22 protein-coding genes and 2 riboswitches are annotated in these 24,728 nt (G+C 39.1%); of the genes, 14 read left to right on the top strand and 8 right to left on the bottom strand.

Annotation, left to right across the window (positions count from 1 at the left end; translation table 11 throughout):
- Positions 1-2: 2 nt before the first annotated feature.
- The 3 genes from ABOA58_RS22840 to ABOA58_RS22830 all read left to right on the top strand — a co-directional run bounded on the left by ABOA58_RS22840 (position 3) and on the right by ABOA58_RS22830 (position 3,932).
- Positions 3-1,163 carry a DegT/DnrJ/EryC1/StrS family aminotransferase gene (locus ABOA58_RS22840; protein WP_350300152.1) on the top strand — a complete coding sequence of 387 codons (1,161 nt, stop codon included), beginning with the start codon at positions 3-5 and terminating at the stop codon, positions 1,161-1,163.
- Between the two features lie 129 nt (positions 1,164-1,292).
- Positions 1,293-1,466 (top strand): hypothetical protein, encoded by a 174-nt coding sequence (locus tag ABOA58_RS22835; protein WP_350300151.1) that lies wholly within the window; start codon positions 1,293-1,295, stop codon positions 1,464-1,466.
- 939 nt (positions 1,467-2,405) lie between these two features.
- Positions 2,406-3,932 (top strand): BglG family transcription antiterminator, encoded by a 1,527-nt coding sequence (locus ABOA58_RS22830; protein WP_350300150.1) that lies wholly within the window; start codon positions 2,406-2,408, stop codon positions 3,930-3,932.
- Positions 3,933-4,299: 367 nt separating this feature from the next.
- On the opposite strand, the gene ABOA58_RS22825 is transcribed toward ABOA58_RS22830, so the two are convergent.
- From ABOA58_RS22825 to galU, 7 genes are all read right to left on the bottom strand, one after another.
- A complete protein-coding gene (locus ABOA58_RS22825) occupies positions 4,300-5,484 on the bottom strand; it encodes a CynX/NimT family MFS transporter (RefSeq protein ID WP_350302952.1) in 1,185 nt (394 codons plus the stop codon).
- Between the two features lie 56 nt (positions 5,485-5,540).
- Entirely contained in the window at positions 5,541-6,218 is a 678-nt protein-coding gene (locus tag ABOA58_RS22820; RefSeq protein WP_350300149.1) for a FadR/GntR family transcriptional regulator, read from the bottom strand.
- 125 nt (positions 6,219-6,343) lie between these two features.
- Entirely contained in the window at positions 6,344-6,520 is a 177-nt protein-coding gene (locus ABOA58_RS22815) for a hypothetical protein (protein WP_350300148.1), read from the bottom strand.
- A gap of 97 nt (positions 6,521-6,617) precedes the next feature.
- The gene (locus ABOA58_RS22810; RefSeq protein ID WP_350302951.1) at positions 6,618-7,949 is read right to left on the bottom strand and encodes an amino acid permease; all 1,332 of its coding nucleotides are present in this window, start codon (positions 7,947-7,949) and stop codon (positions 6,618-6,620) included.
- 1,115 nt (positions 7,950-9,064) lie between these two features.
- On the bottom strand, positions 9,065-9,325 hold the full coding sequence (locus tag ABOA58_RS22805) for a cytochrome P450 (protein WP_350302950.1): 261 nt from the start codon (positions 9,323-9,325) through the stop codon (positions 9,065-9,067).
- 274 nt (positions 9,326-9,599) lie between these two features.
- A complete protein-coding gene (locus tag ABOA58_RS22800; RefSeq protein ID WP_350300147.1) occupies positions 9,600-9,743 on the bottom strand; it encodes a bacitracin ABC transporter ATP-binding protein in 144 nt (47 codons plus the stop codon).
- 255 nt (positions 9,744-9,998) lie between these two features.
- A complete protein-coding gene (galU, locus tag ABOA58_RS22795) occupies positions 9,999-10,859 on the bottom strand; it encodes a UTP--glucose-1-phosphate uridylyltransferase GalU (RefSeq protein ID WP_350300146.1) in 861 nt (286 codons plus the stop codon).
- Positions 10,860-11,030: 171 nt separating this feature from the next.
- On the opposite strand from galU, the gene ABOA58_RS22790 reads away from it, so the two are divergent.
- From ABOA58_RS22790 to ABOA58_RS22765, 6 genes are all read left to right on the top strand, one after another.
- The gene (locus ABOA58_RS22790; protein WP_434547749.1) at positions 11,031-12,701 is read left to right on the top strand and encodes a DUF6044 family protein; all 1,671 of its coding nucleotides are present in this window, start codon (positions 11,031-11,033) and stop codon (positions 12,699-12,701) included.
- Between the two features lie 15 nt (positions 12,702-12,716).
- Positions 12,717-13,739 carry a glycosyltransferase family 2 protein gene (locus ABOA58_RS22785; protein ID WP_350300145.1) on the top strand — a complete coding sequence of 341 codons (1,023 nt, stop codon included), beginning with the start codon at positions 12,717-12,719 and terminating at the stop codon, positions 13,737-13,739.
- Positions 13,699-14,154 (top strand): GtrA family protein, encoded by a 456-nt coding sequence (locus ABOA58_RS22780; RefSeq protein WP_305162039.1) that lies wholly within the window; start codon positions 13,699-13,701, stop codon positions 14,152-14,154. The genes ABOA58_RS22785 and ABOA58_RS22780 overlap by 41 nt, the downstream gene beginning before the upstream one ends.
- Positions 14,155-14,478: 324 nt before the next feature.
- Positions 14,479-14,624: riboswitch (cyclic di-AMP (ydaO/yuaA leader) on the top strand.
- Between the two features lie 138 nt (positions 14,625-14,762).
- Positions 14,763-16,589 (top strand): APC family permease, encoded by a 1,827-nt coding sequence (locus tag ABOA58_RS22775; RefSeq protein ID WP_350302948.1) that lies wholly within the window; start codon positions 14,763-14,765, stop codon positions 16,587-16,589.
- Between the two features lie 483 nt (positions 16,590-17,072).
- Positions 17,073-17,927 (top strand): RhaT/GlcU family sugar-proton symporter, encoded by an 855-nt coding sequence (locus tag ABOA58_RS22770; RefSeq protein WP_350300144.1) that lies wholly within the window; start codon positions 17,073-17,075, stop codon positions 17,925-17,927.
- A gap of 15 nt (positions 17,928-17,942) precedes the next feature.
- Complete coding sequence (locus tag ABOA58_RS22765) at positions 17,943-18,728, top strand: SDR family oxidoreductase (RefSeq protein ID WP_101223333.1); 786 nt, start codon at positions 17,943-17,945, stop codon at positions 18,726-18,728.
- 68 nt (positions 18,729-18,796) lie between these two features.
- On the opposite strand, the gene ABOA58_RS22760 is transcribed toward ABOA58_RS22765, so the two are convergent.
- Complete coding sequence (locus tag ABOA58_RS22760) at positions 18,797-19,342, bottom strand: NADPH-dependent FMN reductase (protein ID WP_350300143.1); 546 nt, start codon at positions 19,340-19,342, stop codon at positions 18,797-18,799.
- Between the two features lie 401 nt (positions 19,343-19,743).
- Here ABOA58_RS22760 and ABOA58_RS22755 point away from each other — a divergent pair, with 401 nt between their 5' ends.
- The 5 genes from ABOA58_RS22755 to ABOA58_RS22735 all read left to right on the top strand — a co-directional run bounded on the left by ABOA58_RS22755 (position 19,744) and on the right by ABOA58_RS22735 (position 24,536).
- Entirely contained in the window at positions 19,744-20,097 is a 354-nt protein-coding gene (locus ABOA58_RS22755; protein WP_350300142.1) for a GNAT family N-acetyltransferase, read from the top strand.
- Between the two features lie 274 nt (positions 20,098-20,371).
- Positions 20,372-20,483, top strand: a riboswitch (SAM riboswitch).
- Between the two features lie 235 nt (positions 20,484-20,718).
- Positions 20,719-21,741 (top strand): methionine ABC transporter ATP-binding protein, encoded by a 1,023-nt coding sequence (locus tag ABOA58_RS22750; protein WP_350300141.1) that lies wholly within the window; start codon positions 20,719-20,721, stop codon positions 21,739-21,741.
- A gap of 13 nt (positions 21,742-21,754) precedes the next feature.
- Positions 21,755-22,405 carry a methionine ABC transporter permease gene (locus ABOA58_RS22745; protein ID WP_350302947.1) on the top strand — a complete coding sequence of 217 codons (651 nt, stop codon included), beginning with the start codon at positions 21,755-21,757 and terminating at the stop codon, positions 22,403-22,405.
- Positions 22,406-22,426: 21 nt separating this feature from the next.
- Positions 22,427-23,299, top strand: coding sequence for a MetQ/NlpA family ABC transporter substrate-binding protein (locus ABOA58_RS22740; RefSeq protein ID WP_350300140.1), 873 nt, complete (start codon positions 22,427-22,429; stop codon positions 23,297-23,299).
- 34 nt (positions 23,300-23,333) lie between these two features.
- Positions 23,334-24,536 (top strand): M20 family metallopeptidase, encoded by a 1,203-nt coding sequence (locus ABOA58_RS22735; protein WP_350300139.1) that lies wholly within the window; start codon positions 23,334-23,336, stop codon positions 24,534-24,536.
- The last annotated feature ends 192 nt before the right edge of the window (positions 24,537-24,728 follow it).

Here is a 24,728-nt window from a genome sequence, read left to right as displayed (position 1 = left end):
GGATGGAGAATAAAAGATTGTATCTTTCGCCTCCTCATATGAGTGGGAAGGAACAAATGTACATTAGCCAAGCGTTCGAGACAAATTGGATAGCGCCACTAGGACCGAACGTAAAAGCTTTGGAAGAAGAATTTGCCAAATATGCAGGCACTAAGGGGGCGTTGGCAGTAAGTTCAGGAACTGCGGCCATTCATTTGGCATTGCAAGTATTGGGAGTCACCACTGGTGATACTGTATTCTGTTCCTCATTAACTTTTATAGCCAGTGCAAATCCTATCATCTATCAAGGTGCGAAGCCTGTTTTTATTGATTCCGAATCTGATACATGGAATATGTCACCTAAGGCATTGGAACTGGCTTTGGAATATGCAAGGAAAAATCGAAAAATTCCAAAAGCTGTAATTTTGGTCCATCTATTTGGACAAAGCGCAAAGGTAGATGAGATCAAGAGCATTTGCGGGAAATATAAGGTTGCTTTAATAGAGGATGCAGCCGAATCCCTTGGTGGATCTTACAAGGGGAAGCAAACAGGAGCGTTTGGTGATATAGGGATTTATTCGTTTAATGGAAATAAAATCATAACAACTTCTGGAGGGGGCATGCTGGTTTCAAATAATGAGGAATACTTACAGAAGGCTCTCTTCCTATCTACACAAGCACGTGATCCAGCGCTTCATTATCAGCATAGCTCGATTGGATATAACTATCGTTTAAGCAATATTCTAGCTGGAATCGGCCGTGCCCAATTAGAAGTATTGGATGACCGTGTAAAAGTTCGGAGAGAAATTTTTGATCGGTATAAAAAATCGTTAGGGAACATACCTGGCATTACCTTCATGCCTGAATTAAAAGATACGATGGGGAATCGCTGGCTTACCGCATTAACAATAGACGACAAAATCAATGGGGTACGATCCAGTGACGTGATTAATGCGTTAGAAGCAGGAAATATTGAGTCCAGACCAGTATGGAAACCATTACATTTACAGCCTGTCTTTAAAAATGCAGCATTTTTTTCAGAAAGCGGCGATAAAAGCATTTCAAGTATGTTATTTGAACAAGGTTTATGTTTGCCGTCCGGTTCGGGTATGACATTTGAAGATCAAGAGCGTGTCGTGGAAATTGTAAAGGAAGTACTTGAACCGTCCAAATTAGCTCAATGATTCTTTCGTCGTGTGATACGAGTTAATTCATTAAAGGAACTGTTGCATGCAGTCACATTTAGCAGATATACCAAAGCCCGGTTAAAAAATAATTCACCTTCCTTACAATGAAAAGGAGGCAAACCAAATATGAGAATTACATTTAATCAGATTTATCAAGATATCGACAATTTAGTATGTTTATCCAATAACCGAAATGGTTTGAATTTCAGAGAGATTGAGATTACAAGAAAAAGACTGGTTGAAAATATAAAAGCGATAGAACTGCATACCATCATTTTAAAAAAGAAAGATCCTGGATGAATATCCCCATATAAATCCTTACCTTTTGAAAATGATTTCATTTTTGGGAGCCTTTTTAAATCTACATTAGAAATGAGCGTGCTTATGAAGATTGGTGATAAAGTTATTTATAAATCAAGGGAATATAAAATTATTTACATCTACAGGAATGATTTAAAAGCCGAGCTTCTTTCCTTTGACGCTAAGCATAAGAAATTCGAATTAGCGCATATATCCCATTTGATAAAGACTAACCCGGCTTATGTAGAGAATCTACATTCCCCTTATGAAAATTGTTGAGTAGAGGTTGCAATTCTACACAGTCTTTTTCTTGATTTATCACATCAACATAAAGACGATATCTTCAATATTCTATTGAACCTTGTTGGGGATTGTATTAAACCTATGAATAATTTGTTCTTCCTCCTCAAGATGGATGCCTTCTATGAATTTCATTTTCATAAACCTCTTTACCGATTTTTTACATGGAGCACTGCTTTTGAGGCGTTGCTCATTTAAATAGTTAGCACTGCATTCTTTTAAGGTGTATTCTCTTAAATCCTCTATAAAAGAATGAGGTGTTTTTTTTTGTTCAGAACACATGATGCTGTAAAGAAAACCATTATTGCTTAACGATTGATAATGCAAAAGAAATTGTTTCTAAAATGAAATGCGTCATTGTTAATTTGGGTTATTTAATAACTGCATTTACATTTTAAACCTTACAACTATACATAGCTTGTTGATAGTATTCGACGGGTCATGCTTGTTACATCAAAGATAAGTTTCAATAATTGATTTCCACATACCACATATGAAACGACGCAGGAATAAAATTATGGTAAATTTGGGTAGTAAGTAGTGTGTATTTTCTGTTACTTTAAAAAAAAGCGTGGGGGAATTATAAATATTAGGTATTAATGCTCAATCGATATATTAATAGTTTTAGTAAGAAAAGATATGAAAATCAATAAAGTTAAAGGTGATTGTATGAATCGATTTACTGACCGCTATTCAAAACTGCTGTATCATTTATTTTATGAGGATAACTGGTGTAGTTTAACGGAGCTATCAAAAAAAACAGGTTATTCAAAAAGCACATTATGGCGGGATATATTACATATGAGTTCAAGTCTTCCGCCTGAATGGAAAATTGATAAGAATGAAGTGCAGGGCGTAAGGTTAATGAAACCTAAAAATGGCACTTTAGAAGAACTTTGGTTTCATCTTAAAAGTGAAAACACCTATTTTCAAACCTTGGAATTAATTCTTTTTAACAATGGAGTAACGATAAAATATATTACTCAAAAAGTACATATTAGTCGCTCCACAGTGTACAGACAGTTAGAAAAAATAGAAGAAGTATTAAAAAATGCCGAAGTTCAATTATCAAATAGTCCGTTTAAAATTGTTGGGGATGAAATAAAGATTAGAAGATTCATCATGCAGTATGTAGAGTATATGTCCGGCAATTTAAATGATTTCATTACTTCCTTTAATCTTAAGGAGTTTCAAGACACTTTATTGGAGCTATTGAAGGAACATTCAACTTCTTTACACATGGGTGCCATACAAAGACTAGCGATAATCCTTCATATCTCCAACATTCGAATAACCCATAATTGTTTTGTGACATTCCCAAAAGTGGTTATAGATGAAAATGAAACATCCACAGCATTCGAAATATCAAAGAAACTATTTAAATTCATGGTGAAATGTCCAAATAGGGAGAAACAGATTTCAGAAATTTTATTTTTTTCTTTATATTTTATGAGCGAAGAAATGTCTTTAAATCGTACCCAAGAACTTCGGTATATTCGTTCCAAACTTAATTCGGATAGCGGTAAGCCTTTAGGTCAATTTTTAAGTAATCTATCAAAGAAAATTGGGCTGGATGTTTCTCAGGATGATATTTTCATGTACGAATTTGCGCAAACTCTTCGTGGGATATCGTTTGACTTACAGTTAAAAACGGATACGAGAATAAATAATATTTTACAATTCGTTCCTTATTTTGAGAATAATGAATTATTTGTGATCATTGAAGAAATAGCACAACACATATCGGATGAATTTGCTATTTCCTTTGAAAATATAGAAATATTAGAGATATTCATGTTGGTCCAAGCTTCAATTTTAAGAAAACAAAACCAAATGGTTATAGAGACTGCATTAATTTGCCGATCATATGTAGAGAAAGATTATATTCGTGAGGTATTAAAACATCATTTCGGAAACAAGCTAAATATTTATGTAATGGATTTTTCCGATATAGACTCACTTTTCAGAAAAAATGGATTTGATATCTTAATAACCACAGATTTAGGGCAGTTAATTAATATTGAACACATTCCTGTATATAAAGTTTCTTCATTTCCAACTCCCTCTGAATTAAAAGAAATTAAGATGTTCACTCGAAAGAATTTCATTGATCGGTATGGCTTAAATCCTAATATTTTATATCCATTTGAAGAAGACATTGATTGAGATCATTCTTAAGGCATTTATTCACTTTGTACTTGACCCCACTGATAATGAACAGTAATATGCAGCAAATAAATTTACCTCGTCTAAGCCTAGGTCATTTCTTTTTTCTCCAAAAGGAGAAGGTGAAACTTACTTATCTGACAGAGTTTAAGGTTGATAATTTACTAAAGATAAGGGAGCCACGAAATGACCGAAGCGAGAACGCCATACATTCCTTCTCAATTTTAAACCACAGACCATTCTCTTTATTCGAAATTATAATCACGAAATAGAAACTCTCGTACTGCTATCAGTTGCTGGTATGTAAATGGCCCCGGTACAATACCGGGGCCATGGCCGTTTAGGACCTTTTATACCTTTACTGGCTTTATCGAGTAGTTACATATTCATTATTTCCTGCACGCATTCCAACAATGAAAATAAGTGCCGAAATTACGGCCAACATCAATAAGGGAACTGTCCAGCTGTGTGTAATGTCATGAAGCAAGCCGAATAATACTGGTCCAATGGCAGCTAAGAGGTACCCGAATGATTGAGCCATTCCTGATAATTCCGTCGCCTCATGGGTGCTTTGTGTTCGAAGACTAAAGAACATCATCGATAAACTGAATATGGTTCCAACTCCAATCCCGATCAATATCATGCATACTGGTATGAAGAGAGTGCTTCCATATAATATGCCGAATATCCCTGCAATAAGGAAGACGACAGGTGGGACCACTAACAAACGCTGACTTTGTAAGCGACCAGCTAAAATTGGCACAAGGAATGTTATTGGAATGACTGCAAGCTGCATGATGGATAGCATCCAACCAGCTTCATCAGCGTTCAGGCCTTTTTGCTCCAGGATTTCCGGCATCCAGGTAATTACTGTATAGAAAATGAACGATTGCAAACCCATGAAGAATGTAATCTGCCAGGCTAAACCAGAACGCCATAAGTTAATCTTTTTATCCTTTTGTGCCGTTTGTACATCCTTACCTGAGTTGAATGGCCGTCTTATTTGAGGCATCCATAAGAAAACTGTAATAAGTGATAAAATTCCCCAACATCCAAGGGCACCAGCCCATCCCAACCCCGATGAAGAAGCAAGGGGAATGCTGATCCCGGAACCTATTGCGCCACATAAATTCATGGAAACAGCATAGGTTCCTGTCATCAAACCGATGTTCCTGGCAAAGTTATGTTTAATCAGACTTGGTAACAATACATTGCCTATTGCAATGGCTAACCCGATTAAAATGGTCCCTATGAACAATGTCGGCACTCCGCCAACTGAGCGTATCCCAATTCCGATTGTTAGTAATATCAAGGAAAGGAAAAGCGTAAGCTCCATTCCAAAACGCCGTGCTATCCTAGGTGCAAACGGTGATAATAAAGCAAAGGAAAGCAAAGGCAGTGTCGTTAATGAACCTGATAATGTATTTGATATTCCCAAGTTATCCCGGATCGAAGTGACAAGGGGGCCAACCGATGTTAAGGGAGCCCTCAGATTTGCCCCAAGAAGAATGATTCCGATGATGAGTAGTCCAACTCTGGGTTTAATATCCATTTTTGTTTGTTCTAGTTGATTTGCCGCTTGATGAATGCCCATAATCTCCTCCTTACTTACTCTAAAGATTTTTTGAATTGTGCAATGTATTCATTCACTGTTTGGATTGCCCGGTTCACATCTTGTTCGATGATGGCATCTACAAGTTTGCAATGAATGTTCAAATGAAAGTTCACATCAGAACTCATCTCCACTATCTGATGGATCGATTCATACAGGGAGTGTTCCATATGTTCGTACAAATCAATCAATAAATCATTATGTGATGAACCCATAATCGATTTATGCAACTGTATATCGGCTTCTTCGTAAGCCTTGATATCCTTTGCTTCGGCAGCTTTACTGCATGCTGATATATGAAACCGCAATCGTTCTATATCTTCTTGATTACGTCTTAATGCCGCTAACTGAGCACCCTCTCTTTCAAGGGCATGACGGACCTCTAACGTTTCTAATAAACTTGACTGCTGGATCCTTCTTTCAAATGCTGCCCCCAAGGCACTAGATGACCTTACGAATGTCCCCTTTCCTTGTTTCGTTACTAAAAGTCCTGCATAAACAAGTGATCGTACAGCTTCCCTTAATGTATTTCTGCTTACATCGAACTGTTGGATCAAATCCATTTCAGGGGGAATTTGATTTCCAATTTTCCATTCACCTGATTCGATTAACGATTCGATTTGGGAAACCACTTGCTCTACAAGTGATAATCGATTTGTTTTAGATATGGTCAATATACACACCTCTAATTTGTAGGATGATTGGGTCATTGGTTATTTTAACATATGTATGTTGAAAATGGAGCAAACGAGTATTTTAAATCCAAATTTGTTTCACTTTTATTCTTCAGAAATAAATTTCAGAAATCCGCTCCCTTTCCGCCGACTGTCTGCCAAGCCTCATCAAAGCAAGCATCCAGCAGGGTCTCGGTTAGCCAGGTATTCGGTAGGGGTGTCGCAAATTTCTTCAATCCAAAGAGGGTTTCATCCCCAAAGGCGTAACCCAAGTTTGTTTTAAAATCATGGTCGACGTTCAAATTGTTCTAGCACTAAAAAGACTGTAGGCAAACTTGATTTTCATCGAGTTTGCCTACAGTCTGAAGTCCCTATTAAAGTCAGGGGGGGATAATATTTTTATTTTTTTTGTTTGACAATAAAAGAAAGAAGGATAAATATCACTAATGTGACAAGACATACTGTGGTCCCAATGATGTTTTGCTTATTAAAGAGAAATGCCAAAAAGATAATGCTTAATGCCGTGATGGCTAATATAGTTGAATATGGGTACCATTTTACCCGGAATCCTGGTTTGCCAATGTATTGCTTACGCAGCTTCAATTGCGCGGAACAAATACTGATCCATAATAATAAAACCGTGAATCCAGGAATGGCCATAAGGTAGCTTAAAATCAGGTCGGGATACAAATAGGATAAAAACACACCAGCCAATATGCATAATGTAGTTAAAAATATACCATTAAGCGGAATACCCTTTTTCGTTGTTTTTAAAAATGCCTTGGGCGCTTCCCCGTTCTGGGAAAGAGTGAACAGTGTCCTTGAGGTAGCGTATATACCTGAATTTGCAGCTGATAAGACAGCGGTTAAAAGAACGAAATTCATGATATCGGCGGCTCCGGGAAGACCCGATAAGCTGAAAACCTGAACGAAAGGACTTACTTCAGTGCTTACTTGGTCCCAAGGTATTACCCCGCAAATAATAAGTATCGGCAAGACATAGAAAAGAATCACCCGCCATACTGTTCCTTTAATGATTTTTGGTATGACTCGCTGACTATCTTTTGTTTCCGTGACGGCTACACCAATTAATTCTGCACCCCCATATGAAAACATTACCACTAAAAGTGCACTTAACATTCCGTCAATTCCTTGGGGGAAAAAACCACCATGTACCGTGTAATTAGAAAATGAAGCCGAACTAGGAAAAAGTCCTAGCATGATCAAAGCTCCTAAAATAATAAAGGCAATTAAGGTTATTATTTTAATTCCTGCAAACCAAAATTCGAGTTCTCCATAGTATTTTACTTGAAACAAATTAATTCCTATTATTACTGAAGCGCAAAGTATGCTTAACAGCCATAATGGTACTGTAGGAAACCAATATTGTAGAAAACTGCCGGCTGCGACTATTTCAACAATGATTACGATAATCCAATTGAACCAATAGAGCCATCCGACAATGAAGGATAGTTGAAACCCAAAAGCTTTATTAATGAGATGCTGTACATTTAAATTTGGAAAAGCGGTTGCCATCTCCCCTAATGCGGCCATTACAATAAATAACAATAGCCCCCCTATTAAATAAGCTATTACAACACTTGGACCTGCCATATTTAATGTATCGGAACTCCCCTTAAAAATCCCGGTTCCTATCATTCCGGCTAAAGCAATGAACTGGACATGCCTCGGCAATAGGCCCTTTTTTAAATCTTGATGAGTCTTCTCCATTTTATTCATGCCTTTCCTTTTAATAAAATAGTCTATCAGTAAAACTAGGAAGTTCTTCTATTATTGAACGCTTTCACGTACTAAAGTACTATATTAATATATCATGAATCGGAAAAATGTCAATTTAGGCAGGTAAACTGGAATAGATTTCTAATCAGCAAAGATGGAATAGTTTTTATTATCTTAATATATTTGGATTTTATGAAATGAATCAAAGGAAAAAACTGATAGGTGATTTTTTAGGGCTGGAATCGAATTTAATTTAACGAATAGCGCTAGGCAATTCTGCATTCTTTAAAATACATATTGAAAGGAGAGAAAAATAATTCTGTTTAATTCCATTATTAATGGCATTTGTTTGGTAGTGAATATGATGATGTAATCAGTTCAAGTCCTTCAATAAAAATGGATAAGGAAATGGATAGATGGCGGTTTTGGAATTGGCGGACGCTTCTTCTTTATAGCATTTTGTTTATCCTATTAGTGATTGTTGGAGCCAGCATTTGCGGCTGCGGGGGCAAGGGGTAAGGAACATACTGCAGAATAACAAAAAACCGACCATTTAAGGTCGGTTTTTCTTTTAATATAAGGTACGAAGCGGGAGAAGCTAACGAGACTATCCGTTTTCATATAAAAAGGGGAGAGGGGGCGGCTGTAGGTATTCGGTTTCTTGTATTGGTTCAATTTCGCTTAGAAATTCCAAATAACCGGTATATACCTGCGAGGCCATCCCTAAATAGTGCAATTCAGTGTGGATGATTCCCTTCCGTGGTGAATGGAGCATATACATTTTTTCATCCCTCCTTTCTAAAAGAATAGGCCACTCAGTCTTAGGCGTTAATCGAACCAATACGAATGTTATGTTTATATGAGATCATTCTTTTTACTTCAAAGCTGTTTTCGCATACTTTGTTGCTATTTACTAAGTAGTGCGGTGTGGTTGATTTCCCCTCCAGATGCTCGCTTTCCGCGGGGCGGGCGGTGAGCCTCCTCGGCGTAAACGCCTGTGGGGTCTCACCTGTCCCGCTGCTCCCGCAGGAGTCTCGCACTTCCGCTCCAATCAACCTTAAATAGTTTCGTTTTAAAAACAACAATCTTTACGAAAAGAGCCTACTTCAAAAATTGGATGCGCCAGGTTCGAAGGCTTCTGCATCTCTTTCTTCTATCACCATGCGCAGTCCACTCTTGGGTCTGAGTGTAAGGGATGGAAGGGGGGTTACTTCATGATGGTCAAGGCGAAGTGTTTCATGAATGATATTTTGAGTGTATGGTAATTTCATGAAGTCTTCAGGCTTGGGGGTCCCGTGACCGATTATGCTATTCACTTCACTGAAAAGCTTGGCTTGAATTCTTAAAGCGGTTTCCAACAATTTCATACCCATCCTTGAATTCCATGCTGAACATCGTCTTGCTGATTATCCCGAGAGTGATGTCCATCATCAGCGTGGCTCAATGTGGTTTTTCCCCTTTCTTTAAAATAATTACATGTAATCATTCTATGAGGATCAGCTAAATTGGTTTGGACAAGTCGTTAAAGAAAGGGCGGATAATTCTATGAAGAAAAAAAGCTACTTAAGATAGCCATAAAAAAACTCTGGCTGAATAGAGCCAGAATTTTTCAGGAAAGCTTTAGATTTAATGATGGGGGATTTAACTTCTTCTTTCTTCATCGTCCCTATGTTGGAAACGATCATTTTTTTCATTAATGGGGCCGCCAAATTCTGCATTGATTTCCTTAACCACTTGATCTAAGAATTCATCTGATATTATTGGATTATTAGTTTTTTTATGCATGTACAACCCTTTCTGAATATAGTTTTTGGATAAATAATGAAGGATACGTTATCAACATAACCTCACTTTTAATAAATTATTCTTTCTTTGTCCAACATTTTCACTTGCATTTACATTTCATGGAAGCATTGATAAAAGACAGTTATATTTAGCTTAGAGATTATGGTACGTGGAAATGTTACCACCAAAGGGGTGAATCCAATGTGGAAATAGCCCAGTCACCTCTAGGCAATTGGGCGTTGGTTATATACTTGATTAAGGGAACAGCTGCCTTAAATATGATATTAGCTGATCACGAAGTTCAGGTCGTTTCATGGCGAAATCTATTGAAGCTTGAAGGAAGCCGAATTTATCGCCGACGTCATATCGATTTCCTTCGATGATATACGAGTATAATGGTTCCTTTTCTAACAAAAGGTCTAAAGCTTCGGTAAGCTGGATCTCCCCCTTCCGATCGGGCTGTACGGTTTCAAGGATTTCAAAAATCTCAGGTGATAAAATATATCGGCCAATAATCGCCTGTGTTGAAGGTGCATCCTCCACTTTAGGCTTTTCCACTAAGTTTCTTACCAGAAATAAATCCTCATATCGTTCTTGGAAATTTACGATCCCATACTTGGAGACATCGGCAGGTGACACTTCCTTACATCCGATAATGCTCGCTTGAACCTTGTTATACCGCTCCATTAACTGCTTCAAAGCTGGAACCTGGCTATCCACGATATCATCCCCTAACAGGACGGCAAAAGGTTCGTCTCCGATAAAAGTTTTGGCACATAATACTGCGTGGCCCAGACCTAAAGGCTCCTTTTGTCTTACATAGTGGATATCCACCATGTTGGAAATGTTCTCCACGATCTTAAGCAGCTCATTTTGACCTTTCATTTGCAGAAGCATTTCTAGTTCAATGGATTTATCGAAATGATCTTCAATGGCACGTTTGTTTTTACCCGTAACGATGATAATATCTGTAATCCCTGATTGAACCGCTTCCTCGATAATATATTGAATGGTCGGCTTATCGACAATCGGCAGCATTTCCTTTGGTTGAGCTTTCGTAGCAGGTAAAAATCGTGTTCCTAAACCGGCTGCTGGAATCACCGCTTTCTTTATCATAGCCCAGCCCCTTTTTAAGGTTCTTTTATACGCTTTTTGTTCTACCCTTCATTTTATGTGGCCATTGGTTGACCTATATCAAAAAAGGTTAAAATAAATCCCTGAAAAAGAATAGATTTACCTTTGAAGCAAATATTATGGATATATGAATTTGGTCAAGAGGTGTATATTTTGCCAATTGAAAAACAAGAGAGAAAACAAATCCTTTTTGCCTTACTCGTCATTGTTTTATATCTTTCTCCTTTATTCATCCTTGGAGAAAATGCGCATATTCGCGTACATGATAATTTAGATTCCAACCTTGCCTGGTATAAAGTCCTTTCAGAAAGCGGTGAGCTATTCGGTGCGATAGACGCCAAAATCCCCCAAATCATGAATGGTCTGCCCCGAAATGCCTTTGGCAGTGAGTTCAGTATTATCGTGTGGCTTCATTCACTTTTTCCGACAATGGTTGCATATGCAATAAGCCAGGCATTAACAAGATTTATTGCATTCTTGGGTATGTATATCTTATTAAAGAAACATTTGGTTACAGGAAGCCAATCAGGTTGGATAAGGGTTGGAACATCCTTGGCCTTTGCCCTTACCCCATTTTGGCCATCGGGAATGCTCAGTACACTTGGGATGCCGCTTGCACTTTGGGCTTTTTTGAATATTCGCAGCAAGGACCATTCGTGGAAGAATTATTTGGTCCTTACACTATTACCGCTTTATTCAAGCATCGTGCTTGGTTTTTTCTTTTTCCTTGTTGCAATGGGCTTTCTTTGGCTAACGGATGTGATCAGGAGAAAAGGGTGGAATATAACGTTCCTTCTTTCGATCGTGTACATGACCTTCATTTTTGGCTTGGTGGAGTATCGTTTGGTGTCTTCATTCATTTTTGATTCGGAGCCAAATAGTAGAGATGAATATTTTCACGCTAGGCTGCCGCTCGATTGGGTCATACAGCTTACTTTCAAAAATTTCGTTCTTGGACATACGCATGTCATGACTGTACATGCGCTTATCATCCTGCCGATTACAGTCTTTGCCCTTTATATCATTCTGACCAAAAAACTGTGGAGACAGGAAAAGGTATATGTTTTTTTATTCAGCTTGAATTTTATGCTCTCAGCGTGGTACGCATTTTGGTTTTATAAAGGATGGCTTCCTTTGACGGAAAGGTTTCACACCTTGGATACTTTTAATTTTGCCAGATTTCACTTTTTAAGGCCGATGGTGATTTACTTGGGGTTTGCCCTCGCGATAAAAATCATTTGGGAACACAGCGACTATGCTAAGAAAACCCTTTCTATTTTCATCGCCGTTCAAATAATGATTTTAATGGGTTTCAATGAAGAAATCACTCATAATAAAAAACCATCTTTCAAAGAGTTCTATTCAGAAAGCCTTTTTCAAGAAATAAAAGATCATATTGACCGTCCACAGGAAGAGTATCGTGTTGCTAGCATTGGGCTGCATCCTGCAATCGCACAATTTAATGGATTTTACACGCTCGATAGCTATAACAATTTCTATCCGCTTTCTTACAAACATCAATTTCGTCAAATAATTGAAAACGAATTGGCTAAGAATAAAAACATCAAAATCTACTTTGATGAATGGGGAGGACGTTGTTACCTATTTACCGATGAGCTTGGGAAGCATTATATGTTCAAGAAAGGCTCGAAGAAAGAGCTGGAAAATTTGGACCTTAAAATGGATGCGTTTAAAGGATTAGGCGGCAAGTATATATTTTCTGCCATCCCAATCAACAACGCGAAAGAAAACGGATTGGTGCTAGATAAGGTTTTCACGGAAAAAGGAAGCGTATGGAAAATTTATTTATACAGAGTCATGTGAAAAGGGGGGAATTGAATGAATTCACCGATAGTAACGATTGTTGTACCTTGTTATAACGAAGAAAGCGTTTTGCAGGATACCATTTCCCAGCTTTGTGGATTGATGAGGGGATTAGTCGAAGAAAACGTTGTTTCTGGTCAAAGTAAAATTCTGCTGGTTGATGATGGAAGCAAAGATCAAACTTGGAAGATCATTTATAAGGAAACGATCAATAATGAATTTGTTCGCGGGCTAAAGCTTTCCCGGAATGCAGGACATCAAAATGCACTCCTGGCAGGTTTGTTTACAGCCAAGGAAGCCTCGGATTGTGTGATTTCCATTGATGCAGATTTACAGGATGATATTCAAGTCATCCCTGAATTCATTCGGAAATTCAATGAAGGATGTGAAATCGTATATGGTGTCCGCCAGAAAAGGGACCTTGATTCTTTTTTTAAGCGAACCTCTGCAACTGGTTTTTATAAATTGATGAATAAGATGGGGGTTAACCTTGTCTATAATCATGCCGATTTCCGGCTAATGAGCAAAAGGGCAATCGCGGAGTTGGAACGATTTGATGAAACGAATCTATTTTTACGGGGGATTGTTCCGCTCATTGGGTTTAAGACGGACAATGTTTATTATGACCGAAAAGAAAGATTGGCCGGTGAAACGAAATATCCATTTAAGAAAATGGTTGCTTTTGCGCTTGATGGCATTACTTCCTTTTCGGTTACACCGATCCGGCTTGTATTATGGCTAGGATGTCTTTCCTTTTTCATTAGCTTACTCTTTGGGTCTTACTTTTTATGGTTAAAGTTTTATGGACAGACCGAAACTGGTTGGACCTCATTAATCACCTCCATATGGTTGATCGGCGGACTGCAGTTGATTGCTGTCGGCTTGATTGGGGAATATATCGGTAAAATCTATAATGAATCCAAACGCCGGCCTAAATATATTGTTGATCTGGATTTATTTAATCCGCTCGATTTAACAAAACGGGAGCAACTAGACAATGAACGGAACAGTATTGAAAAACTATCTAAAACACACTAACTCCTTTATCCGCTTTTTATTGGTTGGAATAGTCAATACAGCGGTTGGACTTTCCATCATGCTTTTTCTCATGAATGTTCTTGAATTATCTTACTGGGTCTCCACCTTTTTCGGCAATGGCACGGGAGCTGTAACGAGTTTTCTTTTGAACAGGACTTTTACTTTTAAAAGCGATATAGAATGGCGGCGAGGAGTTGCCCGTTTCTTTTGCGTCATCCTGATTTGTTATTCCGCCGCTTATTCTATAGGCCAAGCCATTGCAGAATCACTGGAAGGATCCGTTTCTTTATCCATACAACAAAATGTGGCTGTGCTGATAGGAACAATCTGTTATACAGTACTTAACTATCTTGGCCAGAAATACTTTGTCTTTAAAAAAAGCAATTTGAGACCAATTCAAGAAGGAAGGAACTAATAGGGTGGATCAGTTGAATAATGCCCCCGATTGGACGGGAATTAATGACTATCCAATCTGGGGCAGATCTGTTTAATTTCGCCTCGCCATCTCCATGTGGCTGATCATTTTACCCTTTCGGACCACCTTTTGTTCATTGACTCCTTGATTATTTTCTTTTTAACCGTTTATTTACCTCTTATCCTTCCTTCAAATCCATGAGTTTGGAAGACTTATGTTCTATACGTCAAGAACAAAACCTCACTTACAAATAATATTTTATTTTTGAGCAAAATTTTCATTTACTTTTCCATTTCACGGGAGTATGATAATCAACAGTTTCATATTTCTAAATCGCTTAAACCTTATGGTGCGGGGGACCCGTTATTGGGATTGTTTACAATCCAAGGGGTGAATCCTTTTTAAAAGGTAGGGCTACTCTTAGGTCCGAATCCGACAGCTAACCTCGTAAGCGTTATATGAGAAGGAAGGTGGAGCTTGTTAGACAAAAAAATTAATGTCTACAGGTCTATTTAGCTATGACTTGTAGGCATTTTTGTGTTTCGTCTTGTTTTTTGCTACAGCTGGGCAACATAAACTTATAAATTAACTATGGTGGTGAATTCTTGATGTTATCTTCTATAAAAAGGTTCTTGATAGGGAGACCTTTAAAGTCAAATGCACTTGGTGAACAAAAGCTTAACAAAACAAAGGCTTTGGCGATATTATCTTCTGATGCTTTGTCTTCGGTTGCATATGGACCGGAGCAAATATTGATCGTTCTGATCACGGTCGGTGCTGCAGCATTCTGGTATTCAATCCCTATCGCGATCGGGGTATTGATTCTGTTAACTGCTTTGATTTTGTCCTATAGACAAATCATTTTCGCTTATCCGCATGGCGGGGGGGCATATGTAGTTTCAAAAAACAATTTAGGTGTCAATCCAGGGCTGATAGCCGGAGGATCTTTGCTGGTCGATTATATATTAACTGTGGCTGTTAGTGTTTCTGCAGGTACGGATGCAATCACGTCCGCTTTTCCCGGCCTGCATTCATATAATGTGGTCATAGCCATCATTTTCGTGATTCTACTTACAATCCTGAACCTTCGGGGGGTTACGGAGTCGGCCTCTGTTTTGGCCTATCCGGTGTACCTATTCGTTTTAGCATTGTTCATCTTGATTGGTGTTGGAATTTACAAGATTTTGACGGGAGGAGTTTCACCGGAATTGCACGCATCAATCGGGACTCCGGTCGCGGGCATCAGTTTATTTATACTGCTAAGAGCATTTGCATCAGGAAGCTCCGCATTGACAGGAGTCGAAGCGATTTCCAATGCAATCCCGAACTTTAAAGATCCAGCCCCGAATAATGCTGCGAAAACTTTAATAGCGATGGGTTCATTGCTAGCTGTATTATTTTCGGGAATTGTATTCTTAGCCTATTATTTAAGCATTGTTCCGAGCGCAGAGGTAACGGTCGTCTCCCAGATTGCTGAAGAGATCTTTGGACGGAATTTCATGTATTTCTTCATTCAAGGTACGACTGCCTTGATCTTGATACTTGCGGCCAATACTGGCTATTCGGCTTTCCCTCTGCTTGCGGTGAACCTGGCAAAGGATAAATTCATACCAAGGGCGTTTACGATCAGAGGGGACCGATTAGGGTATTCCAATGGAATCATCATACTGGGACTTGCATCCATCATCTTGATAGTCGCATTTGAAGGACATACAGAAAATCTCATTCCGCTTTATGCGGTAGGGGTATTCATTCCATTTACGTTGTCCCAGACTGGCATGATTGTTAAATGGGTTCGCGAAAAGCCAAAAGGCTGGATGATGAAATTAACCATTAATTCAATTGGTGCCATAATTAGCTTTATCGTCACGATGATATTCTTTTTAACCAAATTTACTCAGGTTTGGCCTGTTTTGATTTTTTTACCTATCATCATTTTAATTTTTCATCGAATTAAAAAGCATTATGAAGCAGTTGGTGACCAACTAAGGATTACAACATGCGAGCCGATCTTACCAATTGAAGGAAATATCATTATTGTACCTGTGGCAGGTATAACTCATGTGGTTGAGAACTCTTTAAATTATGCAAAATCTCTATCTGCACATCAGGTCATTGCCGTTTATGTCGCTTTTGAAAGAGAAGACGAAAAGAAATTCGAAGAAAAGTGGGAAAAATGGCAGCCGGATGTCAGACTCGTTACACTGAATTCTTATTATCGAAGTATCATTCAGCCACTAACTAAATTTGTGGACACAGTTGAACATAAGGCTAGTGAATCCAATTATAAAGTTACGGTGATCATCCCCCAATTCATTCCGAAGAAGGGCTGGCACAATATACTTCATAACCAATCAAGTTTACTGATCCGCGCCTACTTACTTTATAAAAGAAATGTGGTTGTTACGACAGTGCCATATCATTTGAAGAAATAAGTTCCATATCTATAATTGGAAGCAAACCTACATAAGGTTTGTCTACAGTTTTTTTTGCTTGTACAAATTGGACGTTGATTTTCTCTCCAGGCACTCGCTTTCCGCGGGCGGTCCGGGAGCCTCCTCGGCGCACTTGCGCCTGTGGGGTCTCCCTTGGACTCGCTATTCCCGCAGGAGTCTCGTACACCCGCTCCAATCAACTATGTTTAAAATTTTAGATAGAACCCCTTTTGTCAACAAAACTGGAAGCAAACCTGCATAAGGTTTGCTTTTTTTTATAATCCAGACAGCAGTACTGCTGTGTTTACTCCAACTAACGCTCCCAATATTTATCAGCATCGGAAGCCCTTTTTGTGTTGAAAACTATTTTTGCAAAAACACTTCATAAAATTACCAAGGGTCAATTCAAATAAAGCGAACATATTAAAAAGACAAAATGAAATTTACTGCTTAGTTTTAAACTTACATATATGGGGGTTGAATATGGATATATTATTAGCTCTCTTGCCGGCAATATTCTGGGGAAGCATCGTTTTATTTAATGTGAAACTCGGGGGTGGGCCCTATAGTCAAACACTGGGTACAACGATTGGCGCATTGATTTTTTCAATAGGTGTTTATATTTTTGCCGATATTAAGTTGTCATTGCTGGTGTTTGGAGTCGGAGTTGTTTCTGGATTGTTTTGGGCCGTTGGACAAGCTAATCAGCTTAAGAGCATTGATTTAATGGGAGTATCCAAAACAATGCCGATATCTACTGGAATGCAGCTCATTTCAACGACTTTATTCGGGGTCATCGTTTTTAACGAATGGTCAACAATGAAAGCAATCATTTTAGGCGTCTTGGCATTAGTCTTCATTATTATAGGAATTGTCTTGACCTCACTGGAGGATAAAGAATCAAAAGAGGGCAAATCGGGAAACTTGAAGAAAGGAATTGTTATTCTCCTCATCTCGACATTCGGTTATTTGGTTTATGTGGTCGTGGCCCGTCTTTTTGATGTTGATGGGTGGTCAGCGTTGTTCCCTCAAGCGATAGGGATGGTGATAGGCGGTCTGTTATTGACTTTTAAACATAAACCGTTTAACAAATATACGATTCGCAATATCATTCCGGGATTGATATGGGCTGCAGGGAACATGTTTTTATTCATATCCCAGCCCCGTGTGGGAGTGGCCACTAGTTTTTCCCTTTCGCAAATGGGCATTGTCATCTCAACTCTTGGCGGGATCATCATTTTACGTGAAAAGAAAACGAAGCGCCAACTAATTGGAATCATAATCGGAATTATCTTGATCATCATAGCTGGGATTATGCTCGGAATGGCAAAAAGTTAAGTGGAGGGTGATTATATGTATACAGATTTAGAAGGTAAGGTCGTTGTTATAACCGGTTCATCCACTGGTTTAGGAAAAGCGATGGCCATTCGCTTTGCTAAGGAAAAGGCAAAGGTCGTGGTTAATTATCGCACTAAATCAGAGGAAGCGGATAGTGTAATGGAGGAAATCAAAACAAATGGCGGGGAAGCTATTGCAGTAAAAGGCGATGTCACCGTTGAAGAAGATGTGATTAACCTTGTTCAATCAGCGATAAAGAATTTCGGGAAACTCGATATATTCATCAATAATGCAGGAATTGAAAATCCGGTTCCGTCTCACGAGATGCCGTTAAGCGACTGGAATAGGGTAATCAATACCAACTTAACGGGAAATTTCTTAGGCTGCCGTGAAGCTATCAAGTATTTTGTCGAGAACGACATTAAAGGGAATGTTATAAATATGTCCAGTGTACATGAGATGATACCCTGGCCTTTATTCGTTCACTATGCGGCAAGCAAGGGCGGGGTGAAGCTGCTTACGGAAACCCTGGCTCTTGAATATGCACCAAAAGGGATCCGTGTGAACAGCATTGGTCCTGGGGCCATCGCCACACCAATAAATGCAGACAAGCTTGAAGATCCCGAAAAGAAAAAGGATCTTGAAAGCATGATTCCGATGGGGTATATCGGAAAGCCTGAAGAAATTGCTGCGGTTGCTGCATGGCTGGCATCTTCAGAGTCCAGTTATGTAACGGGTATCACTCTTTTCGCTGACGGCGGAATGACAAAATACCCAGCGTTCCAAGCTGGAAGAGGATGAATTTTGTTTTATGATGCAACAAGAATCCCAGCAGGTTTAATCCTGCTGGGATTCTTGTTTTAAAAGCATTAACGAGTATGATGATTATACCAGCTAATGAAATTATCGACGACCGTATCGATAAAATGGACAGTCGACTCATGTGTAAGTTTGCCTTCGTTATCGATTTTGTCATGCACTGCACCAACATATACTTCATTCCCGGGAAGGAGTGGGGAGGAGATGCCTATTGCGAATAAGATTTCACGCAAATGCAATTGAGCTTTAACCGTTCCTAATTGCCCCATTGACGCACCCATGATCCATGATGGTTTTCCAATCAAGACTTTATCGACACGTGATAACCAATCGATTGCATTGCCCAATACTCCTGGAATCGTACCGTTGTATTCAGGTGTTACCCACAAGACTGCATCTGCTTCGGCCACTTTACATTTAAATTCTTTTACAACTAATGGAGGGTCATTTTCAATATCTTGATCATAAAAAGGTAAATCCCGAATGTTCAAGATTTCGAGATCGAACCGATCTTGATATCTAGATTGAATATATTTGGCAAGCTTAAGGTTGTAAGACTCTTTACGGATACTTCCCACTATTGCAACAACTTTCATCTTCAATACCTCCAATGATTTTTATAATGGATAATCATGTAAATATGTTCCACTTACCTATTATAATTGGAATATAAATGAAAGGGAAAAAGGATGCTTGGGAAAAAGTTGAGTTGGAGCTGAATAAACAAAATTCCTCTCGAACATTCATACCCTGCAAAGTTAGACTCAAAAATTATATGTGCCTACCCAATCCCCATTACTAGACCTCTCCCAACAATATTGCATTTGTTTTTAATTTAATATTATGGCCATTCCTATAGGGATTAAGGCAAAATCCTTTCAGAAAAAATGAAATAAGACGCTTGTAAAAGTAAATAATGAAATATCATAAAAAGTGTAAGTAAAATGAGTTTATTTGCTTGATAACTATTTCACTAAAATAATAGGGGTGGGTAAAGTTGATCTTTCGGACCATTGATACGGACAAAGACAAAGATATTATCGTTAAATTCAGGAAAGATTCCTTTGTTGTAAGTTTTGGAACTGAAGCTGGTTTTGGAGATGAAAATACATATCTGCAACGAATGGAAGAAAGGGTCCGCAAATTTCCTGGGGGACAGGTGATCCTTGAAAATGACCAAGTACCGATTGGACAAATGGAACTTCGAATTCGGGGGTATGAAGGAACTGAGATCGGCTATGTAGATCTATTTTATCTTATTCCCGAATATCGCAGTAAAGGCCTTGGCAAGGAATTGGTTCGCTACGCAGAAAACTTTTCAGGCAATTTAATGTATCCGAATACCATTTAAGGGTTTCTCCGGATAATCAAAGGGCGATTCGTTTATATACGAATTCAGGCATGATGAAGATAAGGGAGGAAAGTCAAAAACACCTTGTATGGAGAATGAGCAAATCAATATAAAATATAATTTTTAATTATATTAATATAATTTTTAATTATATTAATATAATTAAAAATTATCAATTCACTATACTGTGAAAATATTTTAAACGGTGAAAAATATGGTTGACTTTAGAGAAATTAGAATATATAGTGAAGGACATAATTAAATATAACGTTAATTCTTATCAAGAGATGTGGAGGGACTTGGCCCTATGATACCTCGGCAGCGGGTTTTTACTTTTGTAAAAATACTGTGCTAATTCCAACGGACGAAAGTTTGAAAGATAAGAAGGAGCTTTTCTTAGATAATTAAATTAAGAGTTTACTCTTTTTTATGTCTAAAAGAGGCCTCTTCTGTCTGACGACGGAAGAGGCCTCTTTTGTTTATTCAAAATGTATATGGTTATTTGGAGAATTGGTGCAATTACTCGTGAGTTTCGAATTTAACCCTATCATTATGAAACTTTGCAAAGCTCTTCTCACTGGATAATGAATTCGTACAAATAAACAACATGGGGGAGATTGGATGATTGAGTTTCAAAATGTTAAAAAGGTTTATCAAACAAAGAAACAGACTGTCGAGGCTTTGAAGGGCATTAATTTGACAGTGGAAAAGGGGGATATATTCGGTGTAGTCGGTTATAGCGGGGCCGGAAAGAGTACGTTGATCAGGCTGGTCAACTTGCTTGAAGATCCTTCAGATGGTTCGGTGATTGTTGGGGGCAAGGATTTAATCAAATTAAGCCAGAAGGAATTACGGGTAGAAAAGAAAAAAATCGGGATGATTTTTCAGCATTTCAACTTGCTAAACTCCAAGACTGTTTTTGATAACATTGCTATGCCGCTGGTTTTATCGGGAACTCCGGCTAAGGAAATCAAAAACCGTGTAGGCGAGCTGTTGGAGTTCGTTGGCTTATCGAGCAAGGCGAAGAGTTATCCGGATCAATTATCGGGAGGTCAAAAGCAGCGGATCGGCATTGCGAGAGCTTTGGCTACGAATCCATCGATCTTATTGTGTGATGAAGCTACGTCGGCATTGGATCCACAAACAACGAGTGCCGTTCTGCAGCTCTTAAAGAAAATTAATAAAGAATACAATATTACCATTCTGCTAATCACTCATGAGATGTCTGTCATCAGGGAAATTTGCAATAAGGTAGCGGTCATGGAGGGCGGATGCGTCGTTGAACAAGGTTCGGTTTTCGAAGTGTTTGCGAAGCCGCAAACGGATATTGCAAAAAACTTCGTGAGAACGGTCATACATGACGAAATTCCACAAAGTTTCCTAAAAAGCATAGGATCCCATATCCCGATTATTTGGAAAATTAATTTTATTGGGACTACTTCGGGTACTCCTTTACTTTCAACGATCTCGAAGAAATATGACGTTCATTTAAGTGTTTTATCAGCCAATATTTCTGAAATTCAGGAAACGCCTTTCGGGAATTTGATCATCGAAGTGACAGGGAACAAAAATGAGGTGGATAAGGCTTATCAATATATTAAAGATGAGGGGATTCTCGTCCAGGAGGTGCAGATAAATGGGTAATACGCTTTGGGGAATGGAAATTACAGCAGAGCAGTTGTTGACAGCTTTCGGTGACACACTTTATATGGTAGCCATTTCATTGGTGTTTTCCGGATTGATCGGGCTTCCGCTCGGTATCCTGCTTGTCATTACAAGAAAGGGTCACATCCTGGAGAATAAATGGATTTTTAATGTATTGAACCCGATCATCAATATATTGCGGTCGGTTCCTTTCATCATCTTGCTTGTAGCAGTTATTCCGCTTACCAGAATGATTGTAGGCAGTGCGATCGGAATGAATGCGGCCATTGTTCCGCTAATCTTTTACGCGGCTCCTTATATTGCCCGGCTTGTTGAGAACTCCCTGTTGGAAGTGGACAAAGGGATCATCGAGGCCGCTCAGGCGATGGGTGCGACGACATGGCAAATCATTTATCGCTTTTTGATTCCCGAGGGACTTAGTTCGTTGATCCTAACATTTACAACAGCGACTATCGGGCTTGTTGGAGCTACGGCCATGGCAGGTGCCGTCGGGGCAGGCGGGGTCGGGGATCTAGCTTTGGCTTACGGTTATCAAAGGTTCGATACGATGACGATGGTCGTCACAGTAGCGGCGCTCGTGATCATCGTTCAATTATTGCAATCCACCGGGAATTTTATTTCAAGAAAAATCAGAAGAAGATAAAAATAACAGGAGGTAGGAGAAATGAAGAAAATCTTATTAACGATCATAGTATTGGCATTGGCCATAGTGTCTGCAGCATGCGGGAAAGAAGAAGGTGCATCAGGCGTTTCGGATGATGTGAAAACAGTGAAAGTCGGTGTCAGCAGCGGGGATACGAGAACATGGGAATACATTGTCGACATAGCGAAAGAGGAAGGGCTTAATATCGAACTGGTCACTTTCAATGATTATATCCAACCGAACCTTGCGTTAAGTGAAGGTGAAATTGATGCCAATTCATTCCAAACGGTCGCTTACTTCGATGAATTCGTTCAAGACCAAAATCTGAAATTAGAGGCCATCGGGTCGACTGTCATTGCACCTATGGGCCTTTATTCTAAAAAACATAAAGATCTTAAAAGTCTTCCGGATGGCGCTACGATTGCCGTTCCGAATGAAGCAACAAACTTTGGCCGTGCACTACTCCTTCTTCAGGAAGCTGGATTGATTACATTGAAAGAGGAATTCAATGGATCGGGTTCATTGGAAATCATTAGGGAAAATCCGAAAAACTTGAAAATCCAACCTGTTGCTGCAGGCAATACACCTCGTCTATTGGATGATGCCGATGCTTCAGCCATCAATAATAACTTTGCCGTCGAAGCAGGCCTTACTTTAAAAGATTCTTTATTCCATGAAAGTAAAACGGCGAAACCGTATATTAATATCATTGCAGTTAAAAAGGGTAATTCCGATCGTCCTGAGTTGCAGAAATTAGTGGAGCTTTATCAATCGAAAGAAGTGGAAGCGTTCATCAAAAAAACGTTTAAAGGAAACACCATTCCTGCATATGTTTCTGTAGATGAATTAGTGAATTACCAGGATGCTTGGACAAAACCAGCTAATGAAAAGTAATGGATCGATTCAAGAAAAAGGGGAGATTAAGAGTATGGCGAGAGAATTAGTGCAAAAGCAGCATCGGCAGATTATTGAAGATCACATCGACCTTCATTCCAAATTATATATCGAAACGAGTCAAGCCATTCATGCTAAACCCGAAATTGGGAATCAAGAATTCTTCGCTTCGGATACATTAACAGGAATACTTCGAAATGAAGGATTTGAAGTGACCCGCAATATAGCCGGACATGAAACAGGATTCATCGCCAAAAAAACCTCTTCAAAGAAAGGTCCCACAATTGCCTTTTTAGCCGAGTATGATGCATTGCCGGGTTTGGGTCATGCTTGCGGCCATAATATCATCGGCACAACGAGTGTTGCAGCAGGCATTTCTTTGGCACAAGTACTGGAGGAAACGGGCGGAGAGGTGATTGTTTTCGGAACACCGGCTGAAGAGGGCGGGCCGAATGGAAGTGCAAAAGGCAGCTTTGTGAAGCACGGTCTATTTGATGGGGTGGATGCGGCCATCCTTATCCATCCAGGCGGGCAAACGCGTGTCACAAGTCCATTTTTGGCAGTCGATCCCCTTGATTTTCATTTTTACGGAAAGTCAGCACATGCAGCAGCTGCACCTGAAGAAGGCGTGAATGCACTTGACGCGGTGATTCAGCTGTTCAATGGCATTAATGCTTTGCGCCAGCAGCTCCCAGCCGAGGTCAAGATTCACGGAATCATTACCAATGGCGGGGAAGCGCCTAACATCATTCCTGAATATGCTTCCGCCAGGTTTTACATTAGAGCAACAACATGGAAACTTTGCCAAGAAGTGTCCAATAAAATCCGTGCTGTTGCCGAAGGGGCAGCACTTGCCACAGGAAGTACGGTTAAAGTTGAACGTTTCCAAAATGAAGTGCTCGATTTTGTCATTAATCCAGTTCTGGATGAACTGTTAAAAGAAGAACTGGCTCAATTAGGGGAAGCAGTGGGTCCTCGAAAAGAGAGTGGCTTTGGCTCGACGGATGCGGGTAATGTAAGCCATGTAGTGCCGACAGCACATCCTTATATAAAAATTGGCCATGATGAGCTGATTGCCCATACGAATGAATTCCGCGACTGTGCCAAATCTCCTGCTGGAGACAAAGCCATCCTGACCGGGGCAAAAGCTCTTGCACTTACAGGTTATAAATTGTTTACGGATAAAGACCTGTTGGATAAAGTGAAAGCAGCATTTTATGAAGCGAAGCAAAAATAAATAAGATGCAGGAAAAAAATTGTTGACTGCGGATCTCATAGTGAGTATTATAAAAATAACAATACCGAGTAATTGAATAGGAATTATAGGTTAATTGACCGGAAAACCGGAGACTTTTCTTTCATGTAAAGAGGTGTCTCCGGTTTTTTATTGTGAATGGGCAAGTCGTAAGATTATCAAAAGGAGGATTTA

Origin of the sequence: Peribacillus frigoritolerans (genome assembly GCF_040250305.1) — a bacterium.
GTDB lineage: Bacteria > Bacillota > Bacilli > Bacillales > DSM-1321 > Peribacillus.
Note: the sequence above shows the minus strand (reverse complement) of the source record. Positions and strands in the feature narration are given on the sequence as shown.

Bases quoted from the DNA above. Each gene is read 5' to 3' on its own strand.
- ABOA58_RS22775 (WP_350302948.1), top strand. From the start codon at position 14,763: ATGTTATCTTCTATAAAAAGGTTCTTGATAGGGAGACCTTTAAAGTCA.
- ABOA58_RS22745 (WP_350302947.1), top strand. From the start codon at position 21,755: ATGGAAATTACAGCAGAGCAGTTGTTGACAGCTTTCGGTGACACACTT.
- galU (WP_350300146.1), bottom strand. From the start codon at position 10,859: ATGATAAAGAAAGCGGTGATTCCAGCAGCCGGTTTAGGAACACGATTT.
- ABOA58_RS22800 (WP_350300147.1), bottom strand. From the start codon at position 9,743: ATGCATAAAAAAACTAATAATCCAATAATATCAGATGAATTCTTAGAT.
- ABOA58_RS22740 (WP_350300140.1), top strand. From the start codon at position 22,427: ATGAAGAAAATCTTATTAACGATCATAGTATTGGCATTGGCCATAGTG.
- ABOA58_RS22780 (WP_305162039.1), top strand. From the start codon at position 13,699: ATGAACGGAACAGTATTGAAAAACTATCTAAAACACACTAACTCCTTT.
- ABOA58_RS22825 (WP_350302952.1), bottom strand. From the start codon at position 5,484: ATGGATATTAAACCCAGAGTTGGACTACTCATCATCGGAATCATTCTT.
- ABOA58_RS22840 (WP_350300152.1), top strand. From the start codon at position 3: ATGGAGAATAAAAGATTGTATCTTTCGCCTCCTCATATGAGTGGGAAG.
- ABOA58_RS22785 (WP_350300145.1), top strand. From the start codon at position 12,717: ATGAATTCACCGATAGTAACGATTGTTGTACCTTGTTATAACGAAGAA.
- ABOA58_RS22830 (WP_350300150.1), top strand. From the start codon at position 2,406: ATGAAAATCAATAAAGTTAAAGGTGATTGTATGAATCGATTTACTGAC.
- ABOA58_RS22750 (WP_350300141.1), top strand. From the start codon at position 20,719: ATGATTGAGTTTCAAAATGTTAAAAAGGTTTATCAAACAAAGAAACAG.
- ABOA58_RS22770 (WP_350300144.1), top strand. From the start codon at position 17,073: ATGGATATATTATTAGCTCTCTTGCCGGCAATATTCTGGGGAAGCATC.
- ABOA58_RS22760 (WP_350300143.1), bottom strand. From the start codon at position 19,342: ATGAAAGTTGTTGCAATAGTGGGAAGTATCCGTAAAGAGTCTTACAAC.
- ABOA58_RS22805 (WP_350302950.1), bottom strand. From the start codon at position 9,325: ATGAAATTGTTGGAAACCGCTTTAAGAATTCAAGCCAAGCTTTTCAGT.
- ABOA58_RS22810 (WP_350302951.1), bottom strand. From the start codon at position 7,949: ATGGAGAAGACTCATCAAGATTTAAAAAAGGGCCTATTGCCGAGGCAT.
- ABOA58_RS22735 (WP_350300139.1), top strand. From the start codon at position 23,334: ATGGCGAGAGAATTAGTGCAAAAGCAGCATCGGCAGATTATTGAAGAT.
- ABOA58_RS22765 (WP_101223333.1), top strand. From the start codon at position 17,943: ATGTATACAGATTTAGAAGGTAAGGTCGTTGTTATAACCGGTTCATCC.
- ABOA58_RS22835 (WP_350300151.1), top strand. From the start codon at position 1,293: ATGAGAATTACATTTAATCAGATTTATCAAGATATCGACAATTTAGTA.